This window comes from Nonomuraea sp. 3N208, from assembly GCF_052245935.1.
Taxonomy (GTDB): Bacteria; Actinomycetota; Actinomycetes; order Streptosporangiales; family Streptosporangiaceae; genus Nonomuraea.
The window spans coordinates 40,145-63,251 of sequence record NZ_JBQQBR010000058.1 but is presented as its reverse complement, the minus strand read 5'-3'; the positions used below and the strand labels follow the sequence as shown (position 1 = coordinate 63,251).

At 69.6% G+C, this 23,107-nt stretch carries 24 protein-coding genes and 1 pseudogene; 15 read left to right on the top strand and 10 right to left on the bottom strand.

Annotated features, from left to right (window positions below):
* Window positions 1-11: 11 nt before the first annotated feature.
* Complete coding sequence (locus ACTWPT_RS52485) at window positions 12-1,187, top strand: threonine synthase (protein ID WP_443185076.1); 1,176 nt, start codon at window positions 12-14, stop codon at window positions 1,185-1,187.
* A gap of 4 nt (window positions 1,188-1,191) precedes the next feature.
* Here the strand turns inward: ACTWPT_RS52485 and ACTWPT_RS52480 are convergent, their stop codons facing one another.
* The 3 genes from ACTWPT_RS52480 to ACTWPT_RS52470 are packed head-to-tail and all read right to left on the bottom strand — an operon-like array spanning window position 1,192 to window position 4,222.
* Window positions 1,192-1,338 (bottom strand): hypothetical protein, encoded by a 147-nt coding sequence (locus ACTWPT_RS52480; protein WP_443185075.1) that lies wholly within the window; start codon window positions 1,336-1,338, stop codon window positions 1,192-1,194.
* On the bottom strand, window positions 1,335-3,833 hold the full coding sequence (gene hrpB / locus ACTWPT_RS52475; protein ID WP_443185074.1) for an ATP-dependent helicase HrpB: 2,499 nt from the start codon (window positions 3,831-3,833) through the stop codon (window positions 1,335-1,337). The genes ACTWPT_RS52480 and hrpB overlap by 4 nt, the downstream gene beginning before the upstream one ends.
* 14 nt (window positions 3,834-3,847) lie before the next feature.
* Complete coding sequence (locus ACTWPT_RS52470) at window positions 3,848-4,222, bottom strand: ArsR/SmtB family transcription factor (protein ID WP_443185073.1); 375 nt, start codon at window positions 4,220-4,222, stop codon at window positions 3,848-3,850.
* A gap of 86 nt (window positions 4,223-4,308) precedes the next feature.
* On the opposite strand from ACTWPT_RS52470, the gene ACTWPT_RS52465 reads away from it, so the two are divergent.
* Window positions 4,309-5,457, top strand: coding sequence for an MFS transporter (locus ACTWPT_RS52465; protein ID WP_443185072.1), 1,149 nt, complete (start codon window positions 4,309-4,311; stop codon window positions 5,455-5,457).
* On the opposite strand, the gene ACTWPT_RS52460 is transcribed toward ACTWPT_RS52465, so the two are convergent.
* On the bottom strand, window positions 5,409-6,020 hold the full coding sequence (locus tag ACTWPT_RS52460; RefSeq protein WP_443185071.1) for a TetR/AcrR family transcriptional regulator: 612 nt from the start codon (window positions 6,018-6,020) through the stop codon (window positions 5,409-5,411). The two genes, ACTWPT_RS52465 and ACTWPT_RS52460, sit on opposite strands and share 49 nt — an antisense overlap.
* A gap of 73 nt (window positions 6,021-6,093) precedes the next feature.
* Here ACTWPT_RS52460 and ACTWPT_RS52455 point away from each other — a divergent pair, with 73 nt between their 5' ends.
* Together ACTWPT_RS52455 and ACTWPT_RS52450 are read left to right on the top strand one after the other, a co-directional pair.
* Complete coding sequence (locus ACTWPT_RS52455; RefSeq protein ID WP_443185070.1) at window positions 6,094-7,059, top strand: hypothetical protein; 966 nt, start codon at window positions 6,094-6,096, stop codon at window positions 7,057-7,059.
* Window positions 7,060-7,254: 195 nt separating this feature from the next.
* Entirely contained in the window at window positions 7,255-7,968 is a 714-nt protein-coding gene (locus ACTWPT_RS52450) for a hypothetical protein (protein ID WP_443185069.1), read from the top strand.
* Here the strand turns inward: ACTWPT_RS52450 and ACTWPT_RS52445 are convergent.
* Together ACTWPT_RS52445 and ACTWPT_RS52440 are read right to left on the bottom strand one after the other, a co-directional pair.
* Entirely contained in the window at window positions 7,899-8,729 is an 831-nt protein-coding gene (locus ACTWPT_RS52445; RefSeq protein WP_443185068.1) for an undecaprenyl-diphosphate phosphatase, read from the bottom strand. The two genes, ACTWPT_RS52450 and ACTWPT_RS52445, sit on opposite strands and share 70 nt — an antisense overlap.
* Window positions 8,730-8,872: 143 nt before the next feature.
* On the bottom strand, window positions 8,873-9,682 hold the full coding sequence (locus tag ACTWPT_RS52440) for an NmrA family NAD(P)-binding protein (RefSeq protein WP_443185067.1): 810 nt from the start codon (window positions 9,680-9,682) through the stop codon (window positions 8,873-8,875).
* Window positions 9,683-9,756: 74 nt separating this feature from the next.
* Here ACTWPT_RS52440 and ACTWPT_RS52435 point away from each other — a divergent pair, with 74 nt between their 5' ends.
* The 5 genes from ACTWPT_RS52435 (at window position 9,757) to lipB (ending at window position 13,276) form a co-directional block, all read left to right on the top strand.
* Window positions 9,757-10,692: an AraC family transcriptional regulator gene (locus tag ACTWPT_RS52435; RefSeq protein ID WP_443185066.1), complete on the top strand. Its 936-nt coding sequence runs from the start codon at window positions 9,757-9,759 to the stop codon at window positions 10,690-10,692.
* Window positions 10,689-11,207 (top strand): HAD domain-containing protein, encoded by a 519-nt coding sequence (locus tag ACTWPT_RS52430; protein ID WP_443185065.1) that lies wholly within the window; start codon window positions 10,689-10,691, stop codon window positions 11,205-11,207. Before ACTWPT_RS52435 ends, ACTWPT_RS52430 begins: the two co-directional genes overlap by 4 nt.
* A gap of 63 nt (window positions 11,208-11,270) precedes the next feature.
* The gene (locus tag ACTWPT_RS52425; RefSeq protein WP_443185064.1) at window positions 11,271-11,477 is read left to right on the top strand and encodes a PspC domain-containing protein; all 207 of its coding nucleotides are present in this window, start codon (window positions 11,271-11,273) and stop codon (window positions 11,475-11,477) included.
* Between the two features lie 206 nt (window positions 11,478-11,683).
* Complete coding sequence (locus ACTWPT_RS52420; protein ID WP_443185063.1) at window positions 11,684-12,553, top strand: alpha/beta fold hydrolase; 870 nt, start codon at window positions 11,684-11,686, stop codon at window positions 12,551-12,553.
* Between the two features lie 87 nt (window positions 12,554-12,640).
* Window positions 12,641-13,276, top strand: coding sequence for a lipoyl(octanoyl) transferase LipB (gene lipB, locus ACTWPT_RS52415; RefSeq protein WP_443185062.1), 636 nt, complete (start codon window positions 12,641-12,643; stop codon window positions 13,274-13,276).
* Between the two features lie 135 nt (window positions 13,277-13,411).
* On the opposite strand, the gene ACTWPT_RS52410 is transcribed toward lipB, so the two are convergent.
* The 3 genes from ACTWPT_RS52410 to ACTWPT_RS52400 form a co-directional block, all read right to left on the bottom strand.
* On the bottom strand, window positions 13,412-14,941 hold the full coding sequence (locus ACTWPT_RS52410; protein ID WP_443185061.1) for an amino acid permease: 1,530 nt from the start codon (window positions 14,939-14,941) through the stop codon (window positions 13,412-13,414).
* Window positions 14,942-15,084: 143 nt separating this feature from the next.
* Window positions 15,085-15,630, bottom strand: coding sequence for a type 1 glutamine amidotransferase domain-containing protein (locus ACTWPT_RS52405; protein ID WP_443185060.1), 546 nt, complete (start codon window positions 15,628-15,630; stop codon window positions 15,085-15,087).
* Between the two features lie 187 nt (window positions 15,631-15,817).
* Window positions 15,818-16,312: a ribosomal maturation YjgA family protein gene (locus tag ACTWPT_RS52400; RefSeq protein WP_443185059.1), complete on the bottom strand. Its 495-nt coding sequence runs from the start codon at window positions 16,310-16,312 to the stop codon at window positions 15,818-15,820.
* A gap of 148 nt (window positions 16,313-16,460) precedes the next feature.
* Here ACTWPT_RS52400 and ACTWPT_RS52395 point away from each other — a divergent pair, with 148 nt between their 5' ends.
* The 5 genes from ACTWPT_RS52395 to ACTWPT_RS52375 are packed head-to-tail and all read left to right on the top strand — an operon-like array spanning window position 16,461 to window position 22,171.
* Window positions 16,461-18,275, top strand: a complete 1,815-nt coding sequence (locus tag ACTWPT_RS52395; protein ID WP_443185058.1) for an ABC transporter substrate-binding protein — start codon at window positions 16,461-16,463, stop codon at window positions 18,273-18,275.
* The gene (locus tag ACTWPT_RS52390) at window positions 18,272-19,327 is read left to right on the top strand and encodes an ABC transporter permease (RefSeq protein WP_443185057.1); all 1,056 of its coding nucleotides are present in this window, start codon (window positions 18,272-18,274) and stop codon (window positions 19,325-19,327) included. The genes ACTWPT_RS52395 and ACTWPT_RS52390 overlap by 4 nt, the downstream gene beginning before the upstream one ends.
* Window positions 19,324-20,205 carry an ABC transporter permease gene (locus ACTWPT_RS52385; protein ID WP_443185056.1) on the top strand — a complete coding sequence of 294 codons (882 nt, stop codon included), beginning with the start codon at window positions 19,324-19,326 and terminating at the stop codon, window positions 20,203-20,205. Before ACTWPT_RS52390 ends, ACTWPT_RS52385 begins: the two co-directional genes overlap by 4 nt.
* Entirely contained in the window at window positions 20,202-21,167 is a 966-nt protein-coding gene (locus ACTWPT_RS52380; protein WP_443185055.1) for an ABC transporter ATP-binding protein, read from the top strand. The genes ACTWPT_RS52385 and ACTWPT_RS52380 overlap by 4 nt, the downstream gene beginning before the upstream one ends.
* Window positions 21,164-22,171 carry an ABC transporter ATP-binding protein gene (locus tag ACTWPT_RS52375; protein WP_443185054.1) on the top strand — a complete coding sequence of 336 codons (1,008 nt, stop codon included), beginning with the start codon at window positions 21,164-21,166 and terminating at the stop codon, window positions 22,169-22,171. The genes ACTWPT_RS52380 and ACTWPT_RS52375 overlap by 4 nt, the downstream gene beginning before the upstream one ends.
* Here the strand turns inward: ACTWPT_RS52375 and ACTWPT_RS52370 are convergent.
* Window positions 22,165-22,731: a nucleoside deaminase gene (locus ACTWPT_RS52370; protein ID WP_443185053.1), complete on the bottom strand. Its 567-nt coding sequence runs from the start codon at window positions 22,729-22,731 to the stop codon at window positions 22,165-22,167. The genes ACTWPT_RS52375 and ACTWPT_RS52370 overlap by 7 nt on opposite strands.
* A gap of 87 nt (window positions 22,732-22,818) precedes the next feature.
* On the opposite strand from ACTWPT_RS52370, the pseudogene ACTWPT_RS52365 reads away from it, so the two are divergent.
* Window positions 22,819-23,088, top strand: a pseudogene (locus ACTWPT_RS52365) (antibiotic biosynthesis monooxygenase); the annotation flags it as partial.
* Window positions 23,089-23,107: the final 19 nt, after the last annotated feature.

Here is a 23,107-nt window from a genome sequence, read left to right as displayed (position 1 = left end):
GGTTGGAACGCGTGAACAGCACATCGCTCGCCACCGGCCAACGTTCCCTCGGAGACCGATCGACCGAGTTCCCGCTGTTCCCGCCGCTGACCCGGGGCTGCCCCAAGACCAGCACCGATGAGATCGCCTATCCGCTTGAGGTCGTGTACGACTACGCGCAGGTGGACACGCGGCTGTTCGACCAGGAGCCGGGGACGGACATCGCGCGCTGGTCGCCGCTGCTGCCGCCGCTGGACGCCCCGACGCTGGGGGAGGGCGGGACGCCGCTGGTCGAGTTCGACGGGATCTTCATCAAGGACGAGTCGCGGAACCCGACCTGGTCGCACAAGGACCGGCTCAACCGCGTCGTGGTCAGCGCCGCCGTCGCCGCAGGCGCGCCCGGCGTGGTCGTGGCCTCGTCGGGCAACCACGGGGCCTCGGCCGCCGCCTACGCCGCGCGGGCCGGACTGCCCGCGATCGTGCTGACCTCGGCCGGTTCGCCGCCTGCCGTGCAGGCGTTCGCCCGTGCGTACGGGGCCCGCGTTGTCTCCGTGCCCGTCGAGGCCAGGTGGCCGTTGCTGCGGGACGTCGTGGACCGGCTCGGATACCACCCGGTCAGCAACCAGACCGTCACGCACACCGGGCACCCGTTCGGGCCCGAGGGATACAAGACGATCGCGTACGAGGTGTTCCTGCAGCTCGGCGAGGTTCCCGCGGCGGTCTTCGCGCCCACCGGGTACGCCGAGTTGCTCTACGGGGTGTGGAAGGGGTTCACCGAGCTGCGGCTGCTGGGGCTGACCGGCGCCGCGCCCCGGATGTTCTCCTGCGAGACGGCCGCCGGCGGGCCCCATGCGCGGGCGCTGGCCACCGGCGCGCCTGCCGCGATCGTCGATTTGGGGCACAGCGACGCGTACGGCATCGCGGGGCCCGTGGGCGGGCACCGAGGCGTGCTGGCCGTGCGGGAGAGCGGTGGCGAGGCGGTGCTGGTGACGGATGACGAGATGCGGCAGGCGCAGCGTGCCCTGGCGCGGCAGGGCATGTGGCAGGAGCTGTCCGGGGCGGCGGGCCTGGCCGGTTATCGGCAGTTGCGGCGCGACTTCGACGGGCCGGTCGTGTGCATCGCCACGTCCAGCGGGTTCAAGGACGTGGGGGTCGGTACGGAGACGTTTCCCCTGCTGGAGAATCCGACCTTGGAGGATCTGCGTTAGCTCTTCAGCCAGACGCGGAGCGGGCCGGCCGTGGTGTCCTGGCGGCGTTGGTCCAGGCCCGTTCGGCGAACGTGCCGGGGAGGCCGTGCGCGCGGCACATGGTGCCGCACCACTCGGCGTTGTCACGGGCGGCCAGATCGACGATCGTCATCGGCGGATCCGGTTCGTGGGTACGGCGGTCAGGGGGTCCTCCGGCCAGGGGTGTTTGGGGTAGCGGCCGCGGAGTTCGGCGCGTACGGAACGGTAGCCGTCCCGCCAGAAGGACGCCAGGTCCGCGGTGACCGCCACCGGGCGGCCGGCTGGGGAGAGCAGGTGCACCAGGACCGGCACGCCCGCGATCTCGGGTGTCTCCTGCCAGCCGAACAGCTCCTGCAGCTTCACCGCCAGCACCGGCTGCTCGCCCGAGTAGTCGATCCTGATGTGGGAGCCGCTGGGCACCTCGATGCGCTCGGGGGCGACGTTCTCCAGGCGTTCGCTCCACGGGATCAGGCGTTTGAGCGCTTGCGCGACGTCGAGGCGTTCCAGGTCGGCGCGGCGGCGGGCCCTCGACAGCTCGGGCTCCAGCCACTGGTCGGCCAGGTCGATGAGCGCGTCCATCGAGGGCCATGGGGCGCCGACCGCGCGGTGGCAGAAGGCCAGGCGGGCCCTGAGGTCCTTGGCCTGTTTCGTCCAGGTCAGGACGTCCTCGGTGCGCAGGCCGTACAGGATGGCCTCGCGGACGTCGGCGTCCTTGAGCGGGGTCGAGGACAGCTCGATGGCGCCCATGCGCTCGACCGTGCGGGCGGACACGTCGCCGCGCCGCTCACCCGGCGGGACCCGCCACTCGACCTCGTCTTCTGTCGTGGTGGGGTGGGCCAGCCTGGCAGTGTCCTCGTCGATCGCGACCGCCTGCCTGATGCGGGCCGACGCCGACCCTGTGGGGCGGTCGGCGACCGCGATGGCCAGCCACTCGGCGGTCTGCAGCCGGGAGCCCTCGGGCAGCTGGGCCCGGGTGCCGGATGCCATGAGATACCCGCCGCCGCGACGGCGCGCCACCCGCTCAGGGAACGCCAGCGCCACGGCCATCCCGGCGAGCACGTCCTGCTCGGTTGCGCCGCCGGCCGCGCCGGCCGCCGGCTCCCGATCGCCCGGCCGGCTCGCCGATGACTCCAGGTTGCGGGCCTGGGTCGCCTGCGATTCCGTGCTGCGGGCCTGGGACGCCTGCGGTTCCGTGCTACGGGCCTGGGACGCCGCTCTGCGCAGGCGCTGGGTCTCCTGGCGCCAGCGGGCGGCGAAGCCCGATCCGCCGCGGCGGGCCGCGCGCCAGACCTCCACGAGGTCGTCGCTCGCGTCGCGCGGCAACTGCTCGGACAGCAGGGCCACGACCTCGGCGGCGCGCGGGCCTAGATCCAGCAGCGTCCTGGCCAGGCGAGGATGCACGCCGGCGAGCGCCATCCGCCGCCCGCGCTCCGTCACCCTGGCATCCGGCCCGAGAGCGCCGAGCTCGGCCAGCGTGCGGGCGGCGGCGGACATCGCCGCAGGCGGTGGCGGATCCAGGAGCGCCAGTCCCGATGCGTCCAGGTCGCCCCAGCACGCCGCCTGCAGCGCGAACCCGGTCAGGTCCGCCAGCGCGATCTCGGGACGCGGATGGTCGGCCAGGCGCTCGTGATCGGCGGCGGCCCAGCACCGGTACACCGTCCCAGGGGCTTCCCTGCCCGCGCGGCCCGCCCGCTGGCCGGCGGCCGCCTTGGAGACCCTGACCGTGGTGAGCGACCCGAGACCCCGGGCATGGTCCGTACGCGGCTCACGCGCCAGGCCGGAATCCACGACCACCCGGACGCCGGGAACGGTCAGGCTGGACTCGGCGACGGAGGTGGCGAGGACCACCCGGCGCGCCGCCCCCGCCGACAGGACGGCATCCTGGACGTGAGCCGGGGCCTGGCCGTGCACCTGCAGGATCTCCGGAACGTCGGAGAGCGTCGCCGCCACCTTGGCGATCTCGCCCACGCCCGGGAGGAAACACAGCACGTCCCCGTCGTGTTCGGCCAGGGCACGGCGGACCACGGAGGCCACGTGGGACAGGAGCGCGGGATCGACGCGCAGCCCGTGCGGCGGGGCGACCGGGCGCTGAGGTGGGGCCCACACCGTCTCGACCGGGTACACCGCCCCGGTGGCCGTCACCACCGGGCCGCCGAGCAGACGGGACCACGGCGCGGCGTCGGCGGTGGCCGAGGTGGCGATGAGGCGCAGGTCGGGGCGGAGCGTGTCGCGCACGTCCAGGAGGAACGCCAGAGCCGTGTCGGCGTCCAGGTGCCGCTCGTGGCACTCGTCCAGCATGACCGCGTCCACCCCGGCCAGTTCCTGGTCCCGCTGGAGCCGCTGGAGCAGCACGCCGGTCGTGACCACCTCGACCATGGGGTTCGCGCCCGTGTGCCGCTCGCCGCGGATCGTGTAGCTCACGCCCATCCGCCGGGCCGCCGCGCGTACGGCCAGCCGCCGCGGCTCGGCCACCAGCACCCGCATGCCCGCCTCGGCCAGCGCCAGGGGCACCACTGTCGTCTTGCCCGTGCCGGGCGGGGCGGTCAGCACCGCGGTGCCGTGCCGATCGAGCACGGCGAGGAGCTCGGGCAGGACGTCGTGGATGGGCAGCGTGTCGGGAGCGGTCATGGCTGTCGTATGCGTCAGAGCCGGCCGGCTGCGTCGGACTCGATACGTGTCGGGACGGGGCGGGCGAATGCGGCGGGCTGGGAGAGCGTCGCGGTCAGGATCGAGTCGAGCAGTCCGGGGAAGCGGGACTCCAGGTCGTCGCGGCGCAAGCTCATGAACTTGAGCCTGCCCTCCTGCTTGGTGAGCACCACACCCGCCTCGCGCAGCGTCCGGTAATGGTGTGAGGCCGTCGACTTGTGCACGCCGAGGTCGTCGCCGGCGACCGTGCAGTTCAATTCGCCGGCCACGGACAGCCGGGCGACGATCTCCAGCCGGACGGGGTCGGCCAGCGCCCGCAGGACCTCCGTGAGCTCGATGTCCTCGGTGGCGGGATGCGGTAGCAGACGCATGCGTGAACCCTACCTCCGTCTTATGGTTTGACAACAATCCAACTATAAGACAGTTTGATGGGCATCCAACATTCGCTGGAGGCTTCATGAGTGGGCGGCTCTTTCCGCTGGCTGTCGGAAATTTCGCGATCGGTACTGGCATGTTCGTGACTGCCGGACTCTTGCCGCCCATCTCGGCGGATCTGGCGATCTCGCCGTCGGCGGCCGGGCAGCTGATGACGGTCTTCGCGCTGGCGTACGCGGTGTTGTCGCCCCCGCTCGCCGCCCTGACCGCCCGCCTGCCGCGCAAGCGGTTGCTGCTCCTGGCCATCGGCATCTTCGTGCTGGGCAACGTGCTGACCGCGCTGGCGCCGACGTATCCACTGGTCCTGGCCACCCGTGTGATCGCCGCCATCGGGGCGGCCATGTTCACGCCGACCGCGTCAGGCGTGGCGAACGCGCTGACCGCCCCGGAGCGCCGGGGCCGGGCGCTGGCGCTGGTCATAGGCGGGTTGAGTGTTTCGTCGGCGATCGGGGTGCCGCTCGGCACCTGGCTGGGCACGGCCACGAGCTGGCGGGCCACGATCTGGCTGGTGGTGGGGCTCGGGGTGGTCGGACTCGCCTGGGTGGCGGCCGTGGTGCCCGAGCTCAGGATCCCCGCATCGGGGCGGCTCAAGGAGCGTTTCACGCCGCTCGGTGACCGGCGGGTGCTGGCGGTGCTGGTTACTCAGCTGTTGCTGTTCGCGGCGGGATTCACCGCGTACACCTACATCGGGTCACTGTTCGACCTGCCGCTGCCTGCGGTGTTGTGGGCGTGGGGGCTTGGCGGCGTCGTCGGCAACCAACTCGGCGGGCGCCTCACCGACATGTACGGCCCTCGCAGGATGATCATTCTGGGCCTTGCCGCGTCCACCGTGTTCCTGGCCCTCATCCCCGTCGCGAACCTCGCCCTGCCGATCGCGCTCGTCTGGGCGTTCCTGTGGGGTGCGCTCGGCTGGCTCGTGGTGCCCGCCCAGCAGTTCAGGACCGTCGCCGCGGTGCCCGGCAACGTGCCGGTCGGGCTGGGGCTGCTGTCGTCCGCGCAGTACCTCGGGCTGTTCGTGGCCGGGCTCGCCGGCGGCGCGGCGCTCGACTGGTACGGCAGGGCGGGCGTGATCGTGCTGGCCACCGCGTTCGGGCTGGTGACGCTGCTGTTCACGATGACCACCTACCGCGAGGCGGCGATCTCCTCCAGGGAGAGCGCACCTGTCAGGTAACGCTGGAGGGTCGGCGCGACGGCGGCCGCGAGCACGTCGGCGGGCATCGACGCCAGCGGCTCCACCTTGAGTACATAGCGGAGCATCGCGATGCCGACCAGCTGCGAGGCCGCCAGCAGCGCCCGGACCTCGGCATGGTCGCGGGACAGCCGCCGGGCGATGGGGCCGAGCAACTCCGTGCGCATCAGGTGCTTCAGCAGGTCGGCCGCCGCCGGGGTGGCGGTGGCCGCGTGCAGCACGGCCGACATCCTCGGGCCGTGCGCCGGATCCTCCCATAGCTCCACGTATCTCCTGCAGAGCCGCTCGGCGATGTGCTCCTCGTCGCCGTCGAGGGCCGCCACCATCAACGTGACCGGCATGCTGCCGTTGATCGCCGCCTCGAACAGCCCGTCCTTGTTGCCGAAGAAGTGCATCACAAGCGCCGGGTCGACGCCTGCCTCCCGCGCCACGCCCCTGATCGTGGTGTCGCGATAGCCCTTGGCGAGGAAGGCGGCGATCGCGGCCTCCAGGATCTCGTCCCTCGTCTGCGGGCTACCCGGTCGTCTTCCTCGTTCATCGGCCATGGGGCTATTCAACCACGTGGAATTCATCTACCGTAGAATTCAACATCGATGAAGTCATCAGGTGGTGAAAAAGATGGGAAAGATCATCGGCCTCGTGGTCGGGGTCACCCTGCTGGGGATGCTCTTCGCGGGGTCGTTCCTCGGCGCGTTCCACCAGCCGGAGCCGCACGGCGTACCCGTCGCGGTCGTCGCTCCCGGTGAGCAGGTCGCGCAGCTCCAGGCGGGCATCGACCAGCGCAAGGAGGGGGCCTTCGCGCTGAGCGAGTACACCACGGCCGACGTCGCGCGGGCTGCCCTGCTGGACAGGGAAGTGGACGCGGTGCTCGTGCCGCAGGAGGGCAAGCTGATCGTGGCCAGTGCCGGCGGACGTACCGGCGCCACGGTCATCACCTCTGCCTTCCAGGCGGCGGCTCAGGCGCAGGGGCGTCCGTTGCAAGTGGAGGACGCGGCACCGCTGCCGCCCGGCGACTCCGGCGGCATCTCCGGCATGTTCTACGTGCTCGCGCTGGTCCTGCCGGGCATCGCGCTGGCCGTGCTGATGTTCCAGGTCGCGCCCGGGCTCGGTCTGGGCGGGCGGCTCGGCGTGCTGGTGGCCGGCTCACTGGTGGCGGGCACGGGCAACGCGTGGCTCGCCGACACGGTGTTCGGGGCGCTGCCGGGACGGTTCGGCTGGCTGGTGCTGGTGTCGTCAGGCATCTCGCTGGCGATCGGGCTCGTGGTGGCAGGGCTGCGCAAGCTCCTCGGCGTACCCGGGGTGGGGGTGGCGGCGCTGCTGTTCATCCCGATCGGGCTGCCGGCCAGCGGCGGGCCGCTCGGGGCGCGGTACATCCCGGAGTGGTACGCCGCCATCGGGCAGTTCCTGCCGATCGGACCGGCCGCCGAGGCGGTACGCAACACGGTCTTCTTCGACGGCGCGGCCCTGTGGACCCCGGTGGGCGTCCTGACCCTGTGGGCGCTGCTGGGCCTGGTCCTGCTCGCCCTGCCGGGCCGCCGCCCCCAGCCCACCGTCGTCGCTCCCCGCACGCCCGTTGCGGTGTGACGCACCGGCGCGGCCGGCCTCCGGACGACGGAGGGCCGGCCGCGCTTCCAGGCCCGGCGACAGCCCCGGCTTCACCTCCCGCCCGGCGGCGATCTCCGCCCGACGCACCGCCTGATCTTCTCCACCTGGCAGGGGACGAGCGGTCCTCCAGCAGGTGGACGACCGCGGGCAGGCTCCGCGCCTACCGTCGGCGCCATGTTGAACAACCAGGTGACTTTCCGCCGCGTCACGGCTGGCGTCCTGCTGATCGTGGCCCCCCTGCTCCAGGCCATCGCCGTCGCCGTCGACCCGGGCACCTGGGGCGACGACCGGGAGGCCGTCAGCTTCGGCGACAACCCCGCCCTCGCCCAGACCCAGTCCGTCCTCTACCACTGGAGCTGGATGCTCATGGCCGTCGCCGTGCTCGGCCTGGTGCACCTGACCAGGCGCAAAGCCACGTTGCTCGGCCACGTGGCGGGCGCGCTGACGATGCTCGGGTACCTCGCCCTGTCCGCCCTGCTGATGGGCGACCCGGTGGAGTGGTGGCTCGGGCAGCACTACTCGCCCGAGCGGGCGACGCAGATCTTCGACGAGATGATGGGCCTGCCGGGGGTGATCTTCGGCTACCAGCTGCCGTGGATGTTCTTCGGGCTCTTCGGCCTGCCGGTGGTGATGGTCGCCGTGTGGCGGGCCGGGTTCACGGGCTGGTGGGTGCCGCTCGTCGTGGCCGCCGGCTACCTCGGGTCCTTCGCCGTCCCGTACGGCCCCGCGGTCGTGCCCTTCTGGACCGCGCCCGTCGTGGCACTCGGCTGGGTCGGGGTGAAGATCCTCAGGATGGGTGACGAGGCCTGGGCGGCGTATTACCCCAGCGGCGGGATCCAGCCGGCGGTGACCGCGAGTATGACGAAGGACCCGAGCACGATCCGGTAGATCACGAAGCCGGTGAAGCGGTGGGTGCTGATGTACCGCAGGAACCACGCCACCGCCAGATAGCCGACGACGAACGAGATGATCGTGGCGAGGATGGTCGGCCCCCACGCGGGGGCCGGCCCATTGCCGATCTCGCTGAGCTCGAACAGGCCCGATGCCAGGACGGCCGGGATGGCCAGCAGGAACGAGTATTTGGCCGCGTCCTCGCGGCGGTAGTCGAGCAGCAGGCCCGCGGTGGTGGTGCCGCCGGATCGAGACACGCCGGGGATCAGCGCGAGCGCCTGGGCGAAGCCGTACACGATGGCGTGGGTGAAGCTGAGGTGCTTCTCCAGCGTGAGCTTGTTGCGGGCGGTGCGGTCGGCGAACCACAGGATGAGGGCGAAGACGATCAGTGTGGTGCCCACCAGGCGCAGGTCACGGAAGACGGTCTCGATCTGGTCCTTCAGCACCAGGCCGAGCACGCCGATCGGCAGCGTGCCGACGATGACGTACCAGCCCATGCGGGCCGCCCAGTGGCTGCGCAGCTCTTTGTTCCACAACGACCGCGTCCAGGTGGAGATGATCTCCCAGATTTCCTTGCGGAAGTAGATGATCACGGCCGTTTCGGTGCCGATCTGGATGACGGCCGTGAACGCCGCACCCGGGTCCTGCCAGCCGGCGAAAGCGGAGACCACCCGGATGTGGGCGCTGGAGGAGATCGGCAGGAACTCCGTGAGTCCTTGGATCAGCCCCAGAATCACCGCTTCGAACCAGCCGATCACGACGACACCTTTCGAGTACACGGGAGTGACGAGGGTGAGGCTAGCGGAAATGCGGGATCAGGGAGTCGCGTAGGACGGCGTCGAGCCATGCGGGGCCGCCGGGACGGCGTCGACGCGCCCACTCGGCCCGGCGTCAGGCGCGACTAGAGCTTCCAGACGTGGGCGTTGGCCCTGGCGAAGTCCGCGAAGTCGCGGGCCGGACGGCCGAGCGCCTGCTGGACGCCGTGGCTCACGTTCGCGTTGCGGCCGTCGAGGATCTCGGTGAACATCGCGGACAGGCTCTCCGCCTCCGCTTGGGGCAAGCCGTGCGCGACGGCCGCGGCCACGTACTCCTCCGGTGTCACCCGGACGAACGAGATCTTCCTGCCGGTGGCCTGGGACAGCTCCTCGGCGGCGCGCGCGAACGTCAGCAGGCGCGGCCCGGTCAGCTCGTAGAGCTTGCCGGTATGGCCGTCCTGGCTGAGCGCCGCCGCGGCCACGTCGGCGATGTCGTCGACGTCCACGAACGGCTCGGGCACGTCGGCGGCGGGCAGCGCGATGACGCCCTCGCGCATCGGCTCCAGCAGGAAGTCCTCGCTGAAGTTCTGCATGAACCAGCTGCAGCGGACGATCGTCCACTCCGCGCCGGACTCCTGCACGGGCACCTCACTGGCCTGTGCCTCCGGCTCGCCCCGGCCCGACAGCAGGACGATCCGCCGCACCCCGTTGCGTACCGCGAGGTCGGTGAAGGCCTTGATGTCGTCGTACGCGCCCGGGAAGGCCAGGTCCGGGTAGTAGGCGAGGTAGACGGCCGAGACGCCGTCGAGCGCGGCCGGCCACGTGGAGCGGTCGGCCCAGTCGAAGGGCGGTGTGGAAGAGCGGGACCCGATCCGTACGGGCAGGCCGAGAGCGGTGAGCCGGTCGGCCACGCGGCGGCCGGTCTTGCCCGTGCCGCTGGTTACCAAAGTCGTCATGCGTCTAGTAAGCCGCCGTACGCGGCAGACTCTCCATGGTTGAGAAGCGCAATCCCATATGCGATCGTCTGGCCATGGACCAGCTCGCGGCGTTGCTCGACGGCCCACGTGCCCGTGGCGCCTTCCTGCTTCGCGTGATCCTCGATTCGCCCTGGTCGCTGCGCATCCAGGACGAGGCGCCGCTGGCGGCCACCGCGGTGGTGCGCGGGCAGGCGTGGGTGGTGCCCGACAATGGCGAGCCGGTACGCGTCGGGCCGGGCGAGGTCGTGATCAACCGGGGGCCGGAGCCGTACACGCTGGCCGACGATCCCGGCACCAAGCCGCAGATCGTGATCCACCCAGGCGAGCACTGCACCACACTCGACGGCGAGTCGCTCGCGCAGGCCATGGACCTGGGCGTGCGGACGTGGGGCGACAACCCCGACGGCGACACCGTGATGCTGACCGGCGCCTACACCATGGAAGGCGAGGTCAGCAGACGACTGCTGGAGGCACTGCCCCCAGTGATCGTCCAGCCCGGCGGGCCGATCGCCGCGCTGCTCGGCGCCGAGATCGTCAAGGACGAGCCGGGGCAGGAGGCGGTCCTGGACCGGCTGCTCGACCTGCTGCTCATCGCGGTGCTGCGGTCGTGGTTCGCCACCCATGAGGCGCCGGCCTGGTACCGCGCCATGAGCGACCCGGTGGTCGGCAAGGCCATGCGGATGTTGCATAACAACCCCGCCCACCCGTGGACGGTCGCCGCCCTGGCCGCCGAGGTCGGCGTGTCGAGGGCGTCACTGGCCCGGCGCTTCACCGAACTGGTCGGCGAGCCGCCGATGTCCTTCCTCACCGACTGGCGCCTCGCCCTGGCCGCCGACCTGCTGCGCGAGCCCGACGCCACGATCGGGTCCGTCGCCAGAAAGGTCGGGTACGGCAGCCCTTTCGCGCTCAGCGCGGCCTTCAAACGGGTGCGGGGGATCAGCCCGCAGGAATATCGCGCGCGGGATGCGATGGCCGGAGCGGTGACGTGAAGCCCCTCCTGCTGCTCGACGTGGACGGGGTGCTCAACCCCATGGGCCGGCCCACCCCCGACTTCCGCCGCTACCGGTGCACCGTCGACGGCGAGCTCTACACCGTCCACCTCAACCCCAGGCATGGCCGCCGCCTCCGCGACCTGGCGCTGGCCACCGGGGCGGAGCTGGTCTGGGCGACCACCTGGGGCCACCATGCCAACGACTGGATCGCCCCCCGGATCGGCCTGCCCTCACTCCCCGTCATCCCCGTGACCCCGGACTTCCCGCCGCCCCCGCGGAGCGAGTACGGCGAACTGTTCAAAACCCCATGCGTGGCGGCGTACGCCGGCCGCCGCCCGTTCGTCTGGTTCGACGACCAGATATGGGCGGAGGACGAGGAGTATCTCAGGGTGCATCGGGGTCTGGAAGATTTCCTGCTCGTCCACGTCGACCCCGTACGCGGACTGACCAGCCGCCATCTGGGCATGGCACGTGAATGGCTGACCCTTACAGGGTTTTCTCAGGGTTCTTAGCGGGAGTCCTGCGGCCTGGCTGTCCGTTTTCCAGGTAGGTCGTCATTCACGGAGGGATCAATCATGTACCGCTCACGAGAGCACAGGATCATAGCGGGGGTCTGCGGGGGCCTCGCCGACAAGATGGGCCTGCCGCCCACTCTCGTCCGGATCCTCTGGCTGCTCCTGTCCCTCATCCCGGGGCCGCTGTGGGTCGTCTACGTCGTCATGTGGATCCTCATTCCGGAGGAGCCCAAGGGCTACCGCACGGCCCCGCCCGCTGCCCGGTAGGCGGTTGACGGGAGCCCACCCCGAAGGACTCGCGAGGGGGCGCGCCGCGCCACAGAAGCTCAGGCGCGCTTCCCGCGCGGGTCCTCGACCTCGGTACGCGTGCGGACCTCTCCTCGCCGTTTTCCTGGAGGATATGCGGGTCGGACGGCGATGAGTTTCGCCGCTCCCACTGGTCTCCATCACAGGCATCGAGAAGGAGCGACCACATGACGAGCGAGCCCAAGTCCCACACCCTAGAGGTCCCCGGCGCGACTCTCGCCTATGACGTACGGGAGTCCACAACGAGCACCGCCGCGACGCTGTTGATGATCGGATCGCCGATGGACGCCAGCGGGTTCGCCAGCCTGGCCGGGCACTTCCAGGATCGTACGGTGGTGACCTATGACCCGCGAGGGATCAGCCGGAGCCAGCGGACCGACGGCGGCGCGGAGTCGACGCCTGAGCAGCACGGCGACGACCTGCACCGGCTGATCACCGCGCTCGGCGGCGGGCCGGTGGACATCTTCGCCAGCAGCGGCGGCGCCGTCAACGCGCTGGCGCTGGTGGCCCGGCATCCGGAGCAGGTCCGCATGCTCGTGGCCCATGAGCCCCCGGCCGCCCAGGTCCTGCCGGACCGGGAGCAGGCTCTGGCGGCGGTGGCGGACATCCGCCAGACGTACGACCGGGACGGCTTCGGACCGGCGATGGCGAAGTTCATCGCGATCAGCAGCCTGCGCGGCCAGATCCCAACCAATTTCGCCGATCTGCCCGTTCCGAACCCCGCCGACGTCGGGATGCCGGCGGAAGACGACGGTTCCCGCGACGACGTGCTGTTCCGGCAGAACCTCATGACCTGTACGCACTACCAGCACGACTTCGAGGCGCTACGCGCGGCGCCGACCCGCATCGTCGTCGGCGTCGGCGCCGAATCGGAGGGCGAGATGGCCCACCGCGCCGGCGTGGCGGTCGCCGAACGGCTCGGCACGAAGCCCGTGACCTTCCCCAGCCACCACGGCGGCTTTCTCGGCGGCGAGTTCGGCTACAAGGGCGACCCGGACGCCTTCGCCGTCACACTCCGCCAGGTTCTGTCGGAGTAGGGCGGGTCCCGATACCCGCGCAGGCGCCCCCGCTGCCAGCCGGGATGTGCGTGCGCCGGTGTCCGGGAGGCGTCTTATCCTCGAAGCATGAGGGCAAGGCCGCTGACACTCGTTCAGGATGATCTCGTCGACTACGACACGGCGATGGAGCGCATGACCGACCTCGTCGGGCAGCGCCAGCGGGACGAGCGGCCGGACACGCTCTGGCTGCTCAGCCATCCGGCCGTCTACACCATCGGCCGCCGCACGCCGCTCACCCACCTGCCCGACCCCACGCGCGGCATCCCGGTGGTCGAGACGGGCCGTGGCGGGCAGCTCACCTACCACGGGCCGGGCCAGCTCGTCGGCTACCTGATCGTCAAGCTGGATGAGGACCAGGGCATCGTCGACTACGTGCGCGAGGTGGAGCTGCGGCTGGTGGAGGCGCTGGGCAAGCTGGGCTTGCCGGCCGAGCGGCGTGACACGCCGCCGGGGTCCGAGCTGCTCACCGGCGTCTGGACTGTGGAAACCGGCCGGAAGATCATCTCGATCGGGATGCGGCAGAGCCGGAGAGTCACCAGCCACGGATTCGCGCTCAACGTGGACGGCGACCTGACGCCCTGGAACTGGGCGATCGCCTGCGGGATGCCGGACGTGGACATGACCTCGCTCAACCGCGAGCTGGGCACGGCCTCCATGGACGAGGTCCGCACGGCCGTGGCCGCCGCCTTCGAAGCATCCTGACGGCCGGGATCAGCTGCGGGGAAACACCTGCACGTCGGCGTTGTGCACGCTGCCGGCCAGCTTGCCGTCGGCGGTCGATAGCAGGTTGCAAGCAAGGGGGTACGGCTCGGAGAAGCCGTACCCACCCGCAAGGCATCAGGGCGCCGGGACCTCGTCGACGGTGCGGCGGGGACCCGTGAACCAGTGCTTGGCCGACAACGCCCACCACAGGGCGATGCCGATCAGCACGACCCCCACCGCGATCGGCGCGTAGTTGACCGACGTCCACGTGAAGTCGGCGTTGCCCGGCACGCCGGCCGGCGAGAACGGCATGATGAAGTAGATCGAGACGATCACGATCTCGGCGCAGGCGATCCAGCACAGAACCCGATACTTCTTGCCGAGGGTCCACGGGCCGGGCTGGAAGTCGTCGCCCATGCGCAACCGCAACCAGATCGGGATCAGGAACGCCAGGTAGAGCCCGATGACCGCGATCGACACGACGGCGTAGAAGGCGACCGGCGTGGTGAATCCGGGAGGGGCGTACAGGGCGGGCAGCGTGATCAGCGCGGCCGCCACGCAGCCGCCGAGGATCGCGTTGACGGGGGTGCGGTTGCGGTCCACCTTGGACCACAGCCGCCATCCGGGAATCGCGCCGTCACGCGAGAACGCGTACGTCATCCGCGACATCGAGGTCACGCAGCTCATCCCGCAGAAGAACTGCCCGATCGTGGAGATCGCGAAGATCGCCGTGGCCAGCGGCGACGACAAGGCGGTCTCGAAGATGGCGCCGACGAATCCGCCCTGTTTGTTGAGCTCGTCCACGTTCGTGGCGGCGAACAGGAACGACAGCAGCAGGATCCAGCCGCCGATGGCCGAGTAGAAGATCGACTGCCACAGGCCGCGTGCCGCGCTCTTGGCGGCTCCCTGCGTTTCCTCCGACACGTGCGCGCAGGCGTCGAAGCCGGTGATCGTGTACTGGGTGAGCAGGAAGCCGAGCGGCAGCACGTACAGCCAGAAGGGGAGACCGTCGGAGCCGTCGCCGAAGCCGGAGTTGTTGTTCGTGCCGAAGAAGACGAAGTCGGCCGACTGGTGCTGGCTGGGCGCGAAGATCAGGATGGCGACGATGATCGCGGCGCCCGCGACGTGCCACCAGACCGAGACGTTCTGCAGCACCGAGATCAGCTTGTGGCTGTAGATGTTGATCAGGGCGTGCAGCGCCAGGATGATCACGAACAGCAGGAACGCCTGGGGGAGCGTGGCTTCCCAAGCGCCGCCGGTCAGCCGGTTGAGGGTGATGTTGAGGAAGGTCGCGCAGCCGTAGTCGACCGACGCAGTGACCGCGATGAGGCCGATCAGGTTGAGCCAGCCGGTGAACCAGCCGTGGATCGGCTTGCCCATCTTGGCGGCCCACCAGTAGATGCCGCCCGCCGTCGGATACGCCGACACCAGCTCCGACATGCAGAAGCCGATGATCAGGATGAACAAGGAGATCAGCGGCCAGCCCCAGGAGATGGCGATGGGGCCGCCGTTGTTCCAGGCCTGTCCGAACGTGGTGAAGCAGCCGGCGAGGATCGAGATGATGGAGAAGGAGATGGCGAAGTTAGAGAATCCGCTCCAGGTCCGGGCCAGCTCCTGCTTATAGCCGAGCTCGGCGAGTCGCCTGGAATCCTCGTCAATGGTCATGGGGTCTCCTTGGGGGGCGCGGAGGACGCTCCAATTGGACTACATCTAGACCATTTCTTTTCAGGTGACAAGGCGTTACAGGCGAGTTTCGCAGCGGTCAGGGCACAAAGAAGCCCGCGGCCCGGCGGACCGCGGGCGGTAGGTCACTCGCCGAACGCGTCGGTCGCTGCCTGGCAGAACGCCTTGAGGTCGTCCGGCTTGCGGCTGGTGACCAGCGTGTTCGGGCCGTCCGTGCACACCACGACCTCCTGGTCCACCCAGGTCGCTCCGGCGTTGCGCAGGTCGGTCTGGAGGCTGGGCCAGGACGTGAGCGTACGTCCGCGTACCACGTCGGCCTCGACCAGGGTCCAGGGCGCGTGGCAGATGGCCGCCACCGGCTTGCCCGCGTCGAAGAAGGCGCGGACGAACCGCACAGCCTGTGGCACCGTACGCAGATAATCGGGGTTGGCGACACCCCCTGGGAGTACGAGGCCGCCAAAGGCGGTTGCTTCGGCGCTGTCCACCGTGTCGTCAACGGCGAACGTGTCCGCCTTGTCCAGATGGTGGAAGGCCCGCACCTGGCCCCGTTCGGTGGAGATGAGCCGGGGCGTGCCGCCGGCCTGCTTGACCGCCTTCCAGGGTTCGGTGAGCTCCACCTGCTCCACTCCCTCGGGAGCGACCAGGAACGCGATGGTCTTGCCGTTCAGCATGTGAACTCCTCCCCACGTGTTTCCCTCCACCTATCCGCCGGGGTCTGATGTATGCGCCTGTACTACAGGTAGGTATATAGTTACTCTGCGTACCAAGTGGAGGGCGTCACTCGCTCCCCGGCCTGAAGGCTGGGGCCTGTCCCGCTGAGCGGGCGGGCCAGAGTGACCAGGGGAGACCTGTCGTGTTTCACCTGGCGCGGCGGGCGTCACCCCCGTGAGGGGGAGCAGGCGGCCGTGAGGCCGCGTCTCGCATGTTCGTCCTGGCTTCCATCGGCTTGCCGTCCGCGGGCCGATGGAAGCCGTTCGGTGTGGTGCGCTTCGCCGAGGTGATCAGGGCCGTGCGGCGCCTGAGCCAGAGCGCGTGCGCGCCCCACGCGGCGCCCGCGCCCACCGCGTACCAGAGCAGGTCGGGCGGGTTGAACGTGCTGCCGAGCACCAGCCGCAGGGGCGTCGGAATCTCGCTGAGCTGGGCGAACTCGATGGTCCAGCTCAGCCCGGCGGCAACCGAAGCCGCCGCCCACGGCCGCATCCGGGGTCGGGCGAACAGGACGAGTGCGTAGATCAGCACGGTGTAGAGAGCATCGCCCGCGTATTTGGACACCGGGCCGTCCCACAACAGCCGCACCCCCAATCCGGCCGCGATCGTCAGGGCGGCGGCGAGGGCGACGGGCAGGCGAGGCACCCAGCTCACGGTAGTCCCAAAGGGCCTGAAAATTTACACCGCCAAAGGATACGAAGATGAAACAATTTTCCGCCACGCGTTGACACACGGTCTTCGTATGGTTTGCCTGTCTCTACACAGGAACCCCCCGCCTGAAGGTGAGGCACTTATGAGGAAATGGTTCGCGCGCCTGGCTGTGCTGGGCGTAGCGCTTTTAGTAGCAGGTCAGGGGACGACCGCGGCCCTTGCCCAGGACCCGTCGGCGGGGAAGAAGACCATGCGCGTCGGCGCGACGCAGGCCATGGACTCGATGAACCCGTTCCTGGCCGTCCGCCTGGTCTCGACGTCGATCCACCGCTGGATGTATGGCTTTCTCACCGTCCCCGACTCCAAGACCCTCCAGCCCAGCGCCGACCTGGCGGAGTCGTGGACCACGTCCGATGACGGGCTCACCTGGACGTTCAAGATCCGCGCCGCCAAGTGGTCGGACGGCAAGCCGATCACGGCCGAGGACGCGGCCTGGACGTTCAACAAGATGATGACGGACGAGGCCGCCAAGACCGCCAACGGCCCGGCGGTGGAGAACTTCGAGAGCGTCACGGCCAGCGGTCAGGATCTGACCATCAAGCTCAAGGCTCCGCAGGCGTCCATGCTGGAGAACCCGGTCCCGATCATGCCCAAGCATGTCTGGGAGTCGGTCACCGACATGGCCAACTACGACGCCGAGAAGTACCCGAGCGTGACCAGCGGCCCGTACATCGCCATCGAGCACAAGAAGGATCAGTACGTCAAGCTGCAGGCCAACCCGAACTACTGGCGTGGCAAGCCCAAGATCGACGAGCTGCAGGTCATCTTCTACGACAACCCCCAGGCCGCCATCGCGGGCCTGAAGAACGGTGACATCGACCTGATCGGCCGCCTGTCGCCGCCGGAGTTCCAGGCCATCCAGAACGACCCGAACATCGAGGCGTGGAACACCCAGGGTCGCCGCGCGGCGTACCTGCAGATCAACCACGGCGCCACCACGACCGACGACAAGCCCGTCGGCGACGGCCACCCGGCGCTGAAGGACCTCAAGGTCCGTCAGGCGCTGCACTACGCCATCGACAAGCAGAAGCTGGTCGCCGAGGTCCAGAACGGCCTGGCCAAGCCGGCCGACGGCTCGATCGTGCCGCCCATGTACACGGACTTCTTCTGGGAGGCCAGCGGCGACACCAAGGTCGGCTACGACCCCGCCAAGGCCAACCAGATCCTCGACGACGCCGGCTACAAGAAGGGCGCCGACGGCATCCGCACGATGCCCGACGGCGACCGCAAGCTGGAGTTCCGCTTCAGCATCCACACCGACACCCCGATCGAGGACAAGCTCGCCGAATACCTGACCGGCTTCTTCAAGGAGATCGGCATCACGCTGACCACCAAGAAGCTGGACTCCAGCAAGTTCAGCGAGGAGACCGGCGTCACCGGCCTGTTCGACATCGCGATCAGCGGCTGGTCGGTCAACCCCGACCCCGAAGAGGTCTTCGCCACGCACCTGTGCAGCCGCAGGCCGGCCCCAGGCGGCGAGGGCGGCGGCACCGAGTCGTTCTTCTGCGACGAGACCTTCGAGAAGCTCTATCAGGACCAGTTGAAGGAGCTCGACCGGCCCAAGCGCGCCGAGATCCTCAAGCAGATGCAGGAGCGGCTCTACACGCAGGCGCCGATCATTGCCATCTACTACCCGAACGACCTCGAGGGTTATCGCAAGGACCGGGTCACCAGCATCACCCCGATCCCCGAGACCAAGGGCCTGCTGTACGGCGGCAGCGGCTACTGGCCGTTCTACACCGTGGACGTCAAGGCCACGGCGACGGGCGGCGGCGCGAGCGGCGGCGGCTCCAACACCGGACTGATCACCGGTATCGTCGGCGGCGTGGTGGTCGTGGGCCTGGCGGCCTTCCTCCTGACCAGGCGGCGCAAGAGCACCGCCGACGAACGCGAATGACGACTCCTCTCGAAGCAGCAGAGCCCGCCGCCGTCCAGGCGGCGGGCCCTGGTGACGACCGCCCCACTGGCCGCGGCACGCTGCAGTACGCGTTGTCGAAGGCCGGTGGGGCGTTGTTCAGCATCGCCATGGTGATCGTCGGCACGTTCTTCGTGTTCCGGCTGCTGCCCGGCGACCCGGTACGCAACCTCGCGCAGGGCCGCAACATGACCCCCGCGCAGCTCGATCTCGAACGCCGCCGGCTCGGCCTCGACAAGCCGCTCATCGACCAGTTCCTCGACTTCGTGGGCGACACGCTCAGGCTCAACCTGGGCACCTCGTACGAGTACAAGCGGCCGGTCCTGGACCTGATCGGCGAGCGGCTCGGCCCGACGTTGCTGCTGGCCGGGACGGGCCTGGTCATCGCGGTCAGCCTCGGCATCTGGCAGGGGACGCGGGCCGGGTGGCGGCACGGCAGCAGGTTCGACCGGTTCTCCACCGGTGCGTCGCTGGCGTTGTGGTCCGTGCCGACGTTCTGGCTCGGGCTGCTGGTGATGATGGTGTTCGGCGTCGGCATCGGGCCGATCCCTGGCATCTTCCCGTTCCGGGGCATCGAGAGTGTGGACGCGCCCGACGGGTTCGCCTACATCCTGGACGTGGCGTCCCACATGGTGCTGCCGTGCCTGACGCTGGTGGCCGTGGTCTACGCGCAGTACCTCCTCGTCATGCGGTCGTCGCTGCTGGAGGAGGTCAGCCAGGACTACATCACCGTGGCCCGTGCCAAGGGCCTGCGCGACGACGACGTCCGCCGCCACCACGCGGTGCCCAATGCGCTGCTGCCCACGGTGACGCTGGTGTTCATGCGCATCGGCTTCGTGGTCGGCGGCGCGGTCACCGTGGAGACCATCTACACCTGGCCCGGACTGGGGCAACTGTTCTACGAGGCGGTCAGAGTGCCGGACTTCACGCTCATGCAGGGCACGTTCATGCTGATCACCGTTGCCGTGATCATCATGAACACACTGGCCGACGTGGTCTACCACATCCTCGACCCGCGGGTGAGGGCAGCATGACCAGCGTCGCCGGAGCCCGCAGGCGGCTCGCGTTGAGTCGCTTCTGGGCCGATTTCCGCAATCACCGCGCCGGCATGATCGGCTTGGTCGTACTCGTCGCCGCCGTGGCGCTCGCGTTGATCGCGCCGCTGTTCATCAGCGAGGACGTGACCAGCGTCGTCAGAGGCACCGGCGAGAAGTGGGCGCCACCCGGCCTGAGCGAGCCGTTCGGCACCGACGAATCAGGGCGCTCGATCCTGTTGATGGTCTGGTGGGGCTCGCGCACGTCGTTGCTGATCGGCTTCTTGGCCGCGCTGCTCAGCATCGTGATCGGCCTCGTCGTCGGCGTCGCGGCCGGTCATTTCCGCGGCTGGCTCGGCGGCACGCTCATGCGCGTCACCGACTGGTTCCTGGTGTTGCCGTCGCTGGTCACAGCCCTGGTGCTGGCGGCCATCCTGGGCGGCAGCACGTTCACGATCATCATGGCGATCGGGATCACGACGTGGCCCTCCACCGCACGACTGATCCGAGCCCAGACGCTGGCCGTCGAGGCTCGGCCGTACATCGAGCGGTCGAAGGCGCTCGGCGCCGGGCACTGGCACATCACCACCCGGCACGTGCTGCCGAACGTGGCGCCGCTGCTGCTGGCCAGCACGACGCTGGAGTGCTCCAGCGCCATCGTCACCGAGTCCACGCTGGCCTTCCTCGGCGCCAGCGCGAACAAGACCTCCTGGGGGACAATGCTGCGCGGCTCGTACGACTACGGCGCGGCCACCCAGGGCGCGTGGTGGTACATCCTCATCCCCGGCCTGGCCATCCTCACCGTCGTCATGGCGTTCACCCTGGTCGGCCGGGCCCTGGAGGCCGTGCTCAACCCGAGGCTCAGGAGGGCCGCATGAGTCTCCTAGAACTCGACGACCTGTCGGTGACGTACCGCATCGCCTCGGGCGAGGTGCCCGCGGTGCGCGGCGTGTCGCTGACGCTGGACTCCGGAGCGGCACTCGGAGTCGCCGGCGAGTCGGGATCCGGCAAATCGACGCTGGCCATGGCGCTGCTCCGGCTCCTGCCCCGGGACGCGCGCGTCGGCGGCCGGATCCTGCTCGACGGTGATGACGTCCTCACCATGAAGTGGGGCCGCATCCGGGCGGTGCGCTGGGCGGAGGCCTCGATCGTGTTCCAGGGCGCCCAGCACGGGCTCAACCCGGTACGCAGGATCGGCGACCAGATCGCCGAGCCGCTGCTCGTGCACGGGCTGGCCAAGCCGGACGCCGCCCGCAAGCGCGTCACCGAGCTGCTCGAACAGGTCGGCCTGCCGGCCTGGCGGGCCCGCAGTTTCCCGCACGAGCTGTCGGGCGGGCAGCGGCAGCGCGTGATGATCGCGATGGCACTGGCCTGCTCGCCGCGGCTGATCATCGCCGACGAGCCGACCACCGCGCTCGACGTGATGGTCCAAGCACAGGTCCTCACGCTGATCAAGGACCTGGTGGCCCAGCACGACATCTCCTTGATCATGATCTCGCACGACCTGTCGGTGCTCGCCGACGTGTGCGACCAGCTGGCGGTCATGTACGCGGGCCGTGTCGTCGAACACGGCCCGTCACACGAGGTCTTCCACGACGCCAAGCACCCCTACAGCCGAGCGCTGGCGGCGGCGTTCCCGACGGTCGGCGACCCGGCGTCGCGGCTGGCGCCCAAGGGGCTCGGCGGTGACCCGCCCGACCCGATGCAGTTGCCGACCGGCTGCTCGTTCCACCCGCGCTGCCCGGTCGCGCTGGAGGAGTGCGCGACCATGGACGTGGAGCTCTGGGCGGCCGGCAAGGGCCGTACCGCGGCCTGCGTGCATGTACAGGAGGCCTCATGACAGAGACGCAGACCGCCGCCGAGGCGGTCTCGACGACGCGGCCGACCTTGCTGGAAGCCCGTGACCTGCACGTCGATTTCGCTTCCCGCGGCCGCCGCGCCCGCGCCGTGGACGGCGTGAACCTCGCGATCGGCGAGGGCGAGATCGTGGCGCTGGTCGGCGAGTCCGGCTGCGGCAAGACCACGCTGGCCCGCACCCTGCTCGGCCTCGAACGCCCGACCTCCGGTGAGGTCCGCTACGGCGGCGCCGCGCTGGACTACTCCTCCAGGGCGCTCAAGGCCTACCGCCGGCAGGTGCAGCTCGTCCTGCAGGATCCGACGGGCTCGCTCAACCCCCGGCACACGGTTTACGAGGCCGTCGCCGAGGGCCCGCGCATCCACGGCCTGCCGGACGAGCGTGAGGTCGTGGCCACGGCCCTGTCCAGAGCGGGGTTGCGGCCGCCCGACCGGTTCTTCCTGCGCTACCCGCACGAGTTGTCCGGCGGGCAGCGGCAGCGCGTGGTGATCGCGGGCGCGCTGGCGCTCAACCCGAAGGTGCTGGTCGCCGACGAGCCGGTGGCCTCGCTCGACGCCTCCGTACGCGGTGAGATCCTGGCCCTGCTGCTCAAGCTGCGGGAGGAGCTGGGCCTGTCGGCGCTGGTCGTCACCCACGACCTGGGGCTGGCGTGGAACATCGCGGACCGGGTGGCCGTGATGTACCTGGGCAGAATCGTCGAGTCCGGGCCTGTCGAGCAGGTGCTGACCGCGCCGCGGCACCCGTACACGCAGGCGCTGCTGTCGGTGTTGCCCGAGTCCCCGGAGCGGGTGGTGCTGACCGGCGAGCCGCCGGACCCGACGCGGATCCCCGGCGGGTGCCGCTTCCACGCTCGCTGTCAGGTGCTCGCCTCCGGGCGGGCGGCCGAGGCCGGGGTGGACGCCAAGTGCCGGGCGGAGCCACTGGCCATCCTGCCCGCGGTGCCCGATGCGCAGGCGGCCTGCTACTACGCGGACGCTGTCGTTCAGTAGGGGTGATGGTCGGGCTTGTTCGCCCAGGTCGCGTACGCTTGGGCGCCGAGCTCGGGATGGATTTGATCCAGCTCGATCTTGCGCTGGTCGTAGGGTTTCGTGAAGTCTTCGTACTGGAAGGCGTCGTCGAAGCCGATCTTCCGGGTCGCCTCCAGGTCCGAGCTGAAGTGCACGGCGTCGATCCTTGACCAGTAAATGGCGCTCATGCACATGGGGCAGGGATAGCCGCTCGTGTAGAGGGAACAGCCCATGAGCATCCTGGCCCGCTCGGGCAGCGGGTCGGGCGATCCCGCGGGGCGTGGTACGAGCTCGAGCGTCGACTCGTTCTGGTGTTCCTCCGGGACGGAGGGCGCCTGCGGATTGAGGACCTGAATGGCCTTGCGGATCGCCTCGACTTCGCCGTGCGCGGTCGGATCGCCGGTGAGGAGGACACGATTCTGGCCGCGGGCCACAATTTCTCCGTCCTTGACGATGACCGCGCCGAACGGACCGCCCCATCCATGAGTCACTGACTCGGTGGCGAGCCGTACGGCTTCGGCCATGAAATCCTTGGGTGTCATTTGATGACCTCCGGCAGGTAAAAAACAACTGAAATTTCGACCCTGATCAACCGTTGTGGTGGATTCGTTGGCGCATTTCTTCCCTGGGTGCCCTGGACTACACTTGCCCAGGTGAAGCCTTATGTGCACCGTGGACCCGGAGGCGGTGTCGCCACCGTGGTGATCTCCTCGAAAGTCCGCGAAGGCCGCGAGGTGGACTATCGGCGCTGGCAGCAGAAGATAAATGACACCATGCGCTCCTTTCCTGGTTTTCAGGGCTCGGACGTTTATCCGCCAATTCCTGGCGAGCAGGATGTCTGGGTGGTCGTGTTCCGATTCTCGAGCACCGCCGAATTGACCGGGTGGCTGGATTCGGAAACGCGAAGAAGACTGCTCG

Excerpts from the sequence above, each read along its gene's own strand:
- ACTWPT_RS52380 (WP_443185055.1), top strand. The coding sequence starts at position 20,202 with ATGAGTCTCCTAGAACTCGACGACCTGTCGGTGACGTACCGCATCGCC.
- ACTWPT_RS52435 (WP_443185066.1), top strand. The coding sequence starts at position 9,757 with ATGGACCAGCTCGCGGCGTTGCTCGACGGCCCACGTGCCCGTGGCGCC.
- lipB (WP_443185062.1), top strand. The coding sequence starts at position 12,641 with ATGAGGGCAAGGCCGCTGACACTCGTTCAGGATGATCTCGTCGACTAC.
- ACTWPT_RS52405 (WP_443185060.1), bottom strand. The coding sequence starts at position 15,630 with ATGCTGAACGGCAAGACCATCGCGTTCCTGGTCGCTCCCGAGGGAGTG.
- ACTWPT_RS52395 (WP_443185058.1), top strand. The coding sequence starts at position 16,461 with ATGAGGAAATGGTTCGCGCGCCTGGCTGTGCTGGGCGTAGCGCTTTTA.
- ACTWPT_RS52410 (WP_443185061.1), bottom strand. The coding sequence starts at position 14,941 with ATGACCATTGACGAGGATTCCAGGCGACTCGCCGAGCTCGGCTATAAG.
- ACTWPT_RS52420 (WP_443185063.1), top strand. The coding sequence starts at position 11,684 with ATGACGAGCGAGCCCAAGTCCCACACCCTAGAGGTCCCCGGCGCGACT.
- ACTWPT_RS52455 (WP_443185070.1), top strand. The coding sequence starts at position 6,094 with ATGGGAAAGATCATCGGCCTCGTGGTCGGGGTCACCCTGCTGGGGATG.
- ACTWPT_RS52375 (WP_443185054.1), top strand. The coding sequence starts at position 21,164 with ATGACAGAGACGCAGACCGCCGCCGAGGCGGTCTCGACGACGCGGCCG.
- ACTWPT_RS52465 (WP_443185072.1), top strand. The coding sequence starts at position 4,309 with ATGAGTGGGCGGCTCTTTCCGCTGGCTGTCGGAAATTTCGCGATCGGT.
- ACTWPT_RS52470 (WP_443185073.1), bottom strand. The coding sequence starts at position 4,222 with ATGCGTCTGCTACCGCATCCCGCCACCGAGGACATCGAGCTCACGGAG.
- ACTWPT_RS52370 (WP_443185053.1), bottom strand. The coding sequence starts at position 22,731 with ATGACACCCAAGGATTTCATGGCCGAAGCCGTACGGCTCGCCACCGAG.
- ACTWPT_RS52425 (WP_443185064.1), top strand. The coding sequence starts at position 11,271 with ATGTACCGCTCACGAGAGCACAGGATCATAGCGGGGGTCTGCGGGGGC.
- ACTWPT_RS52460 (WP_443185071.1), bottom strand. The coding sequence starts at position 6,020 with ATGGCCGATGAACGAGGAAGACGACCGGGTAGCCCGCAGACGAGGGAC.
- ACTWPT_RS52440 (WP_443185067.1), bottom strand. The coding sequence starts at position 9,682 with ATGACGACTTTGGTAACCAGCGGCACGGGCAAGACCGGCCGCCGCGTG.
- hrpB (WP_443185074.1), bottom strand. The coding sequence starts at position 3,833 with ATGACCGCTCCCGACACGCTGCCCATCCACGACGTCCTGCCCGAGCTC.
- ACTWPT_RS52390 (WP_443185057.1), top strand. The coding sequence starts at position 18,272 with ATGACGACTCCTCTCGAAGCAGCAGAGCCCGCCGCCGTCCAGGCGGCG.
- ACTWPT_RS52385 (WP_443185056.1), top strand. The coding sequence starts at position 19,324 with ATGACCAGCGTCGCCGGAGCCCGCAGGCGGCTCGCGTTGAGTCGCTTC.
- ACTWPT_RS52480 (WP_443185075.1), bottom strand. The coding sequence starts at position 1,338 with ATGACGATCGTCGATCTGGCCGCCCGTGACAACGCCGAGTGGTGCGGC.
- ACTWPT_RS52450 (WP_443185069.1), top strand. The coding sequence starts at position 7,255 with ATGTTGAACAACCAGGTGACTTTCCGCCGCGTCACGGCTGGCGTCCTG.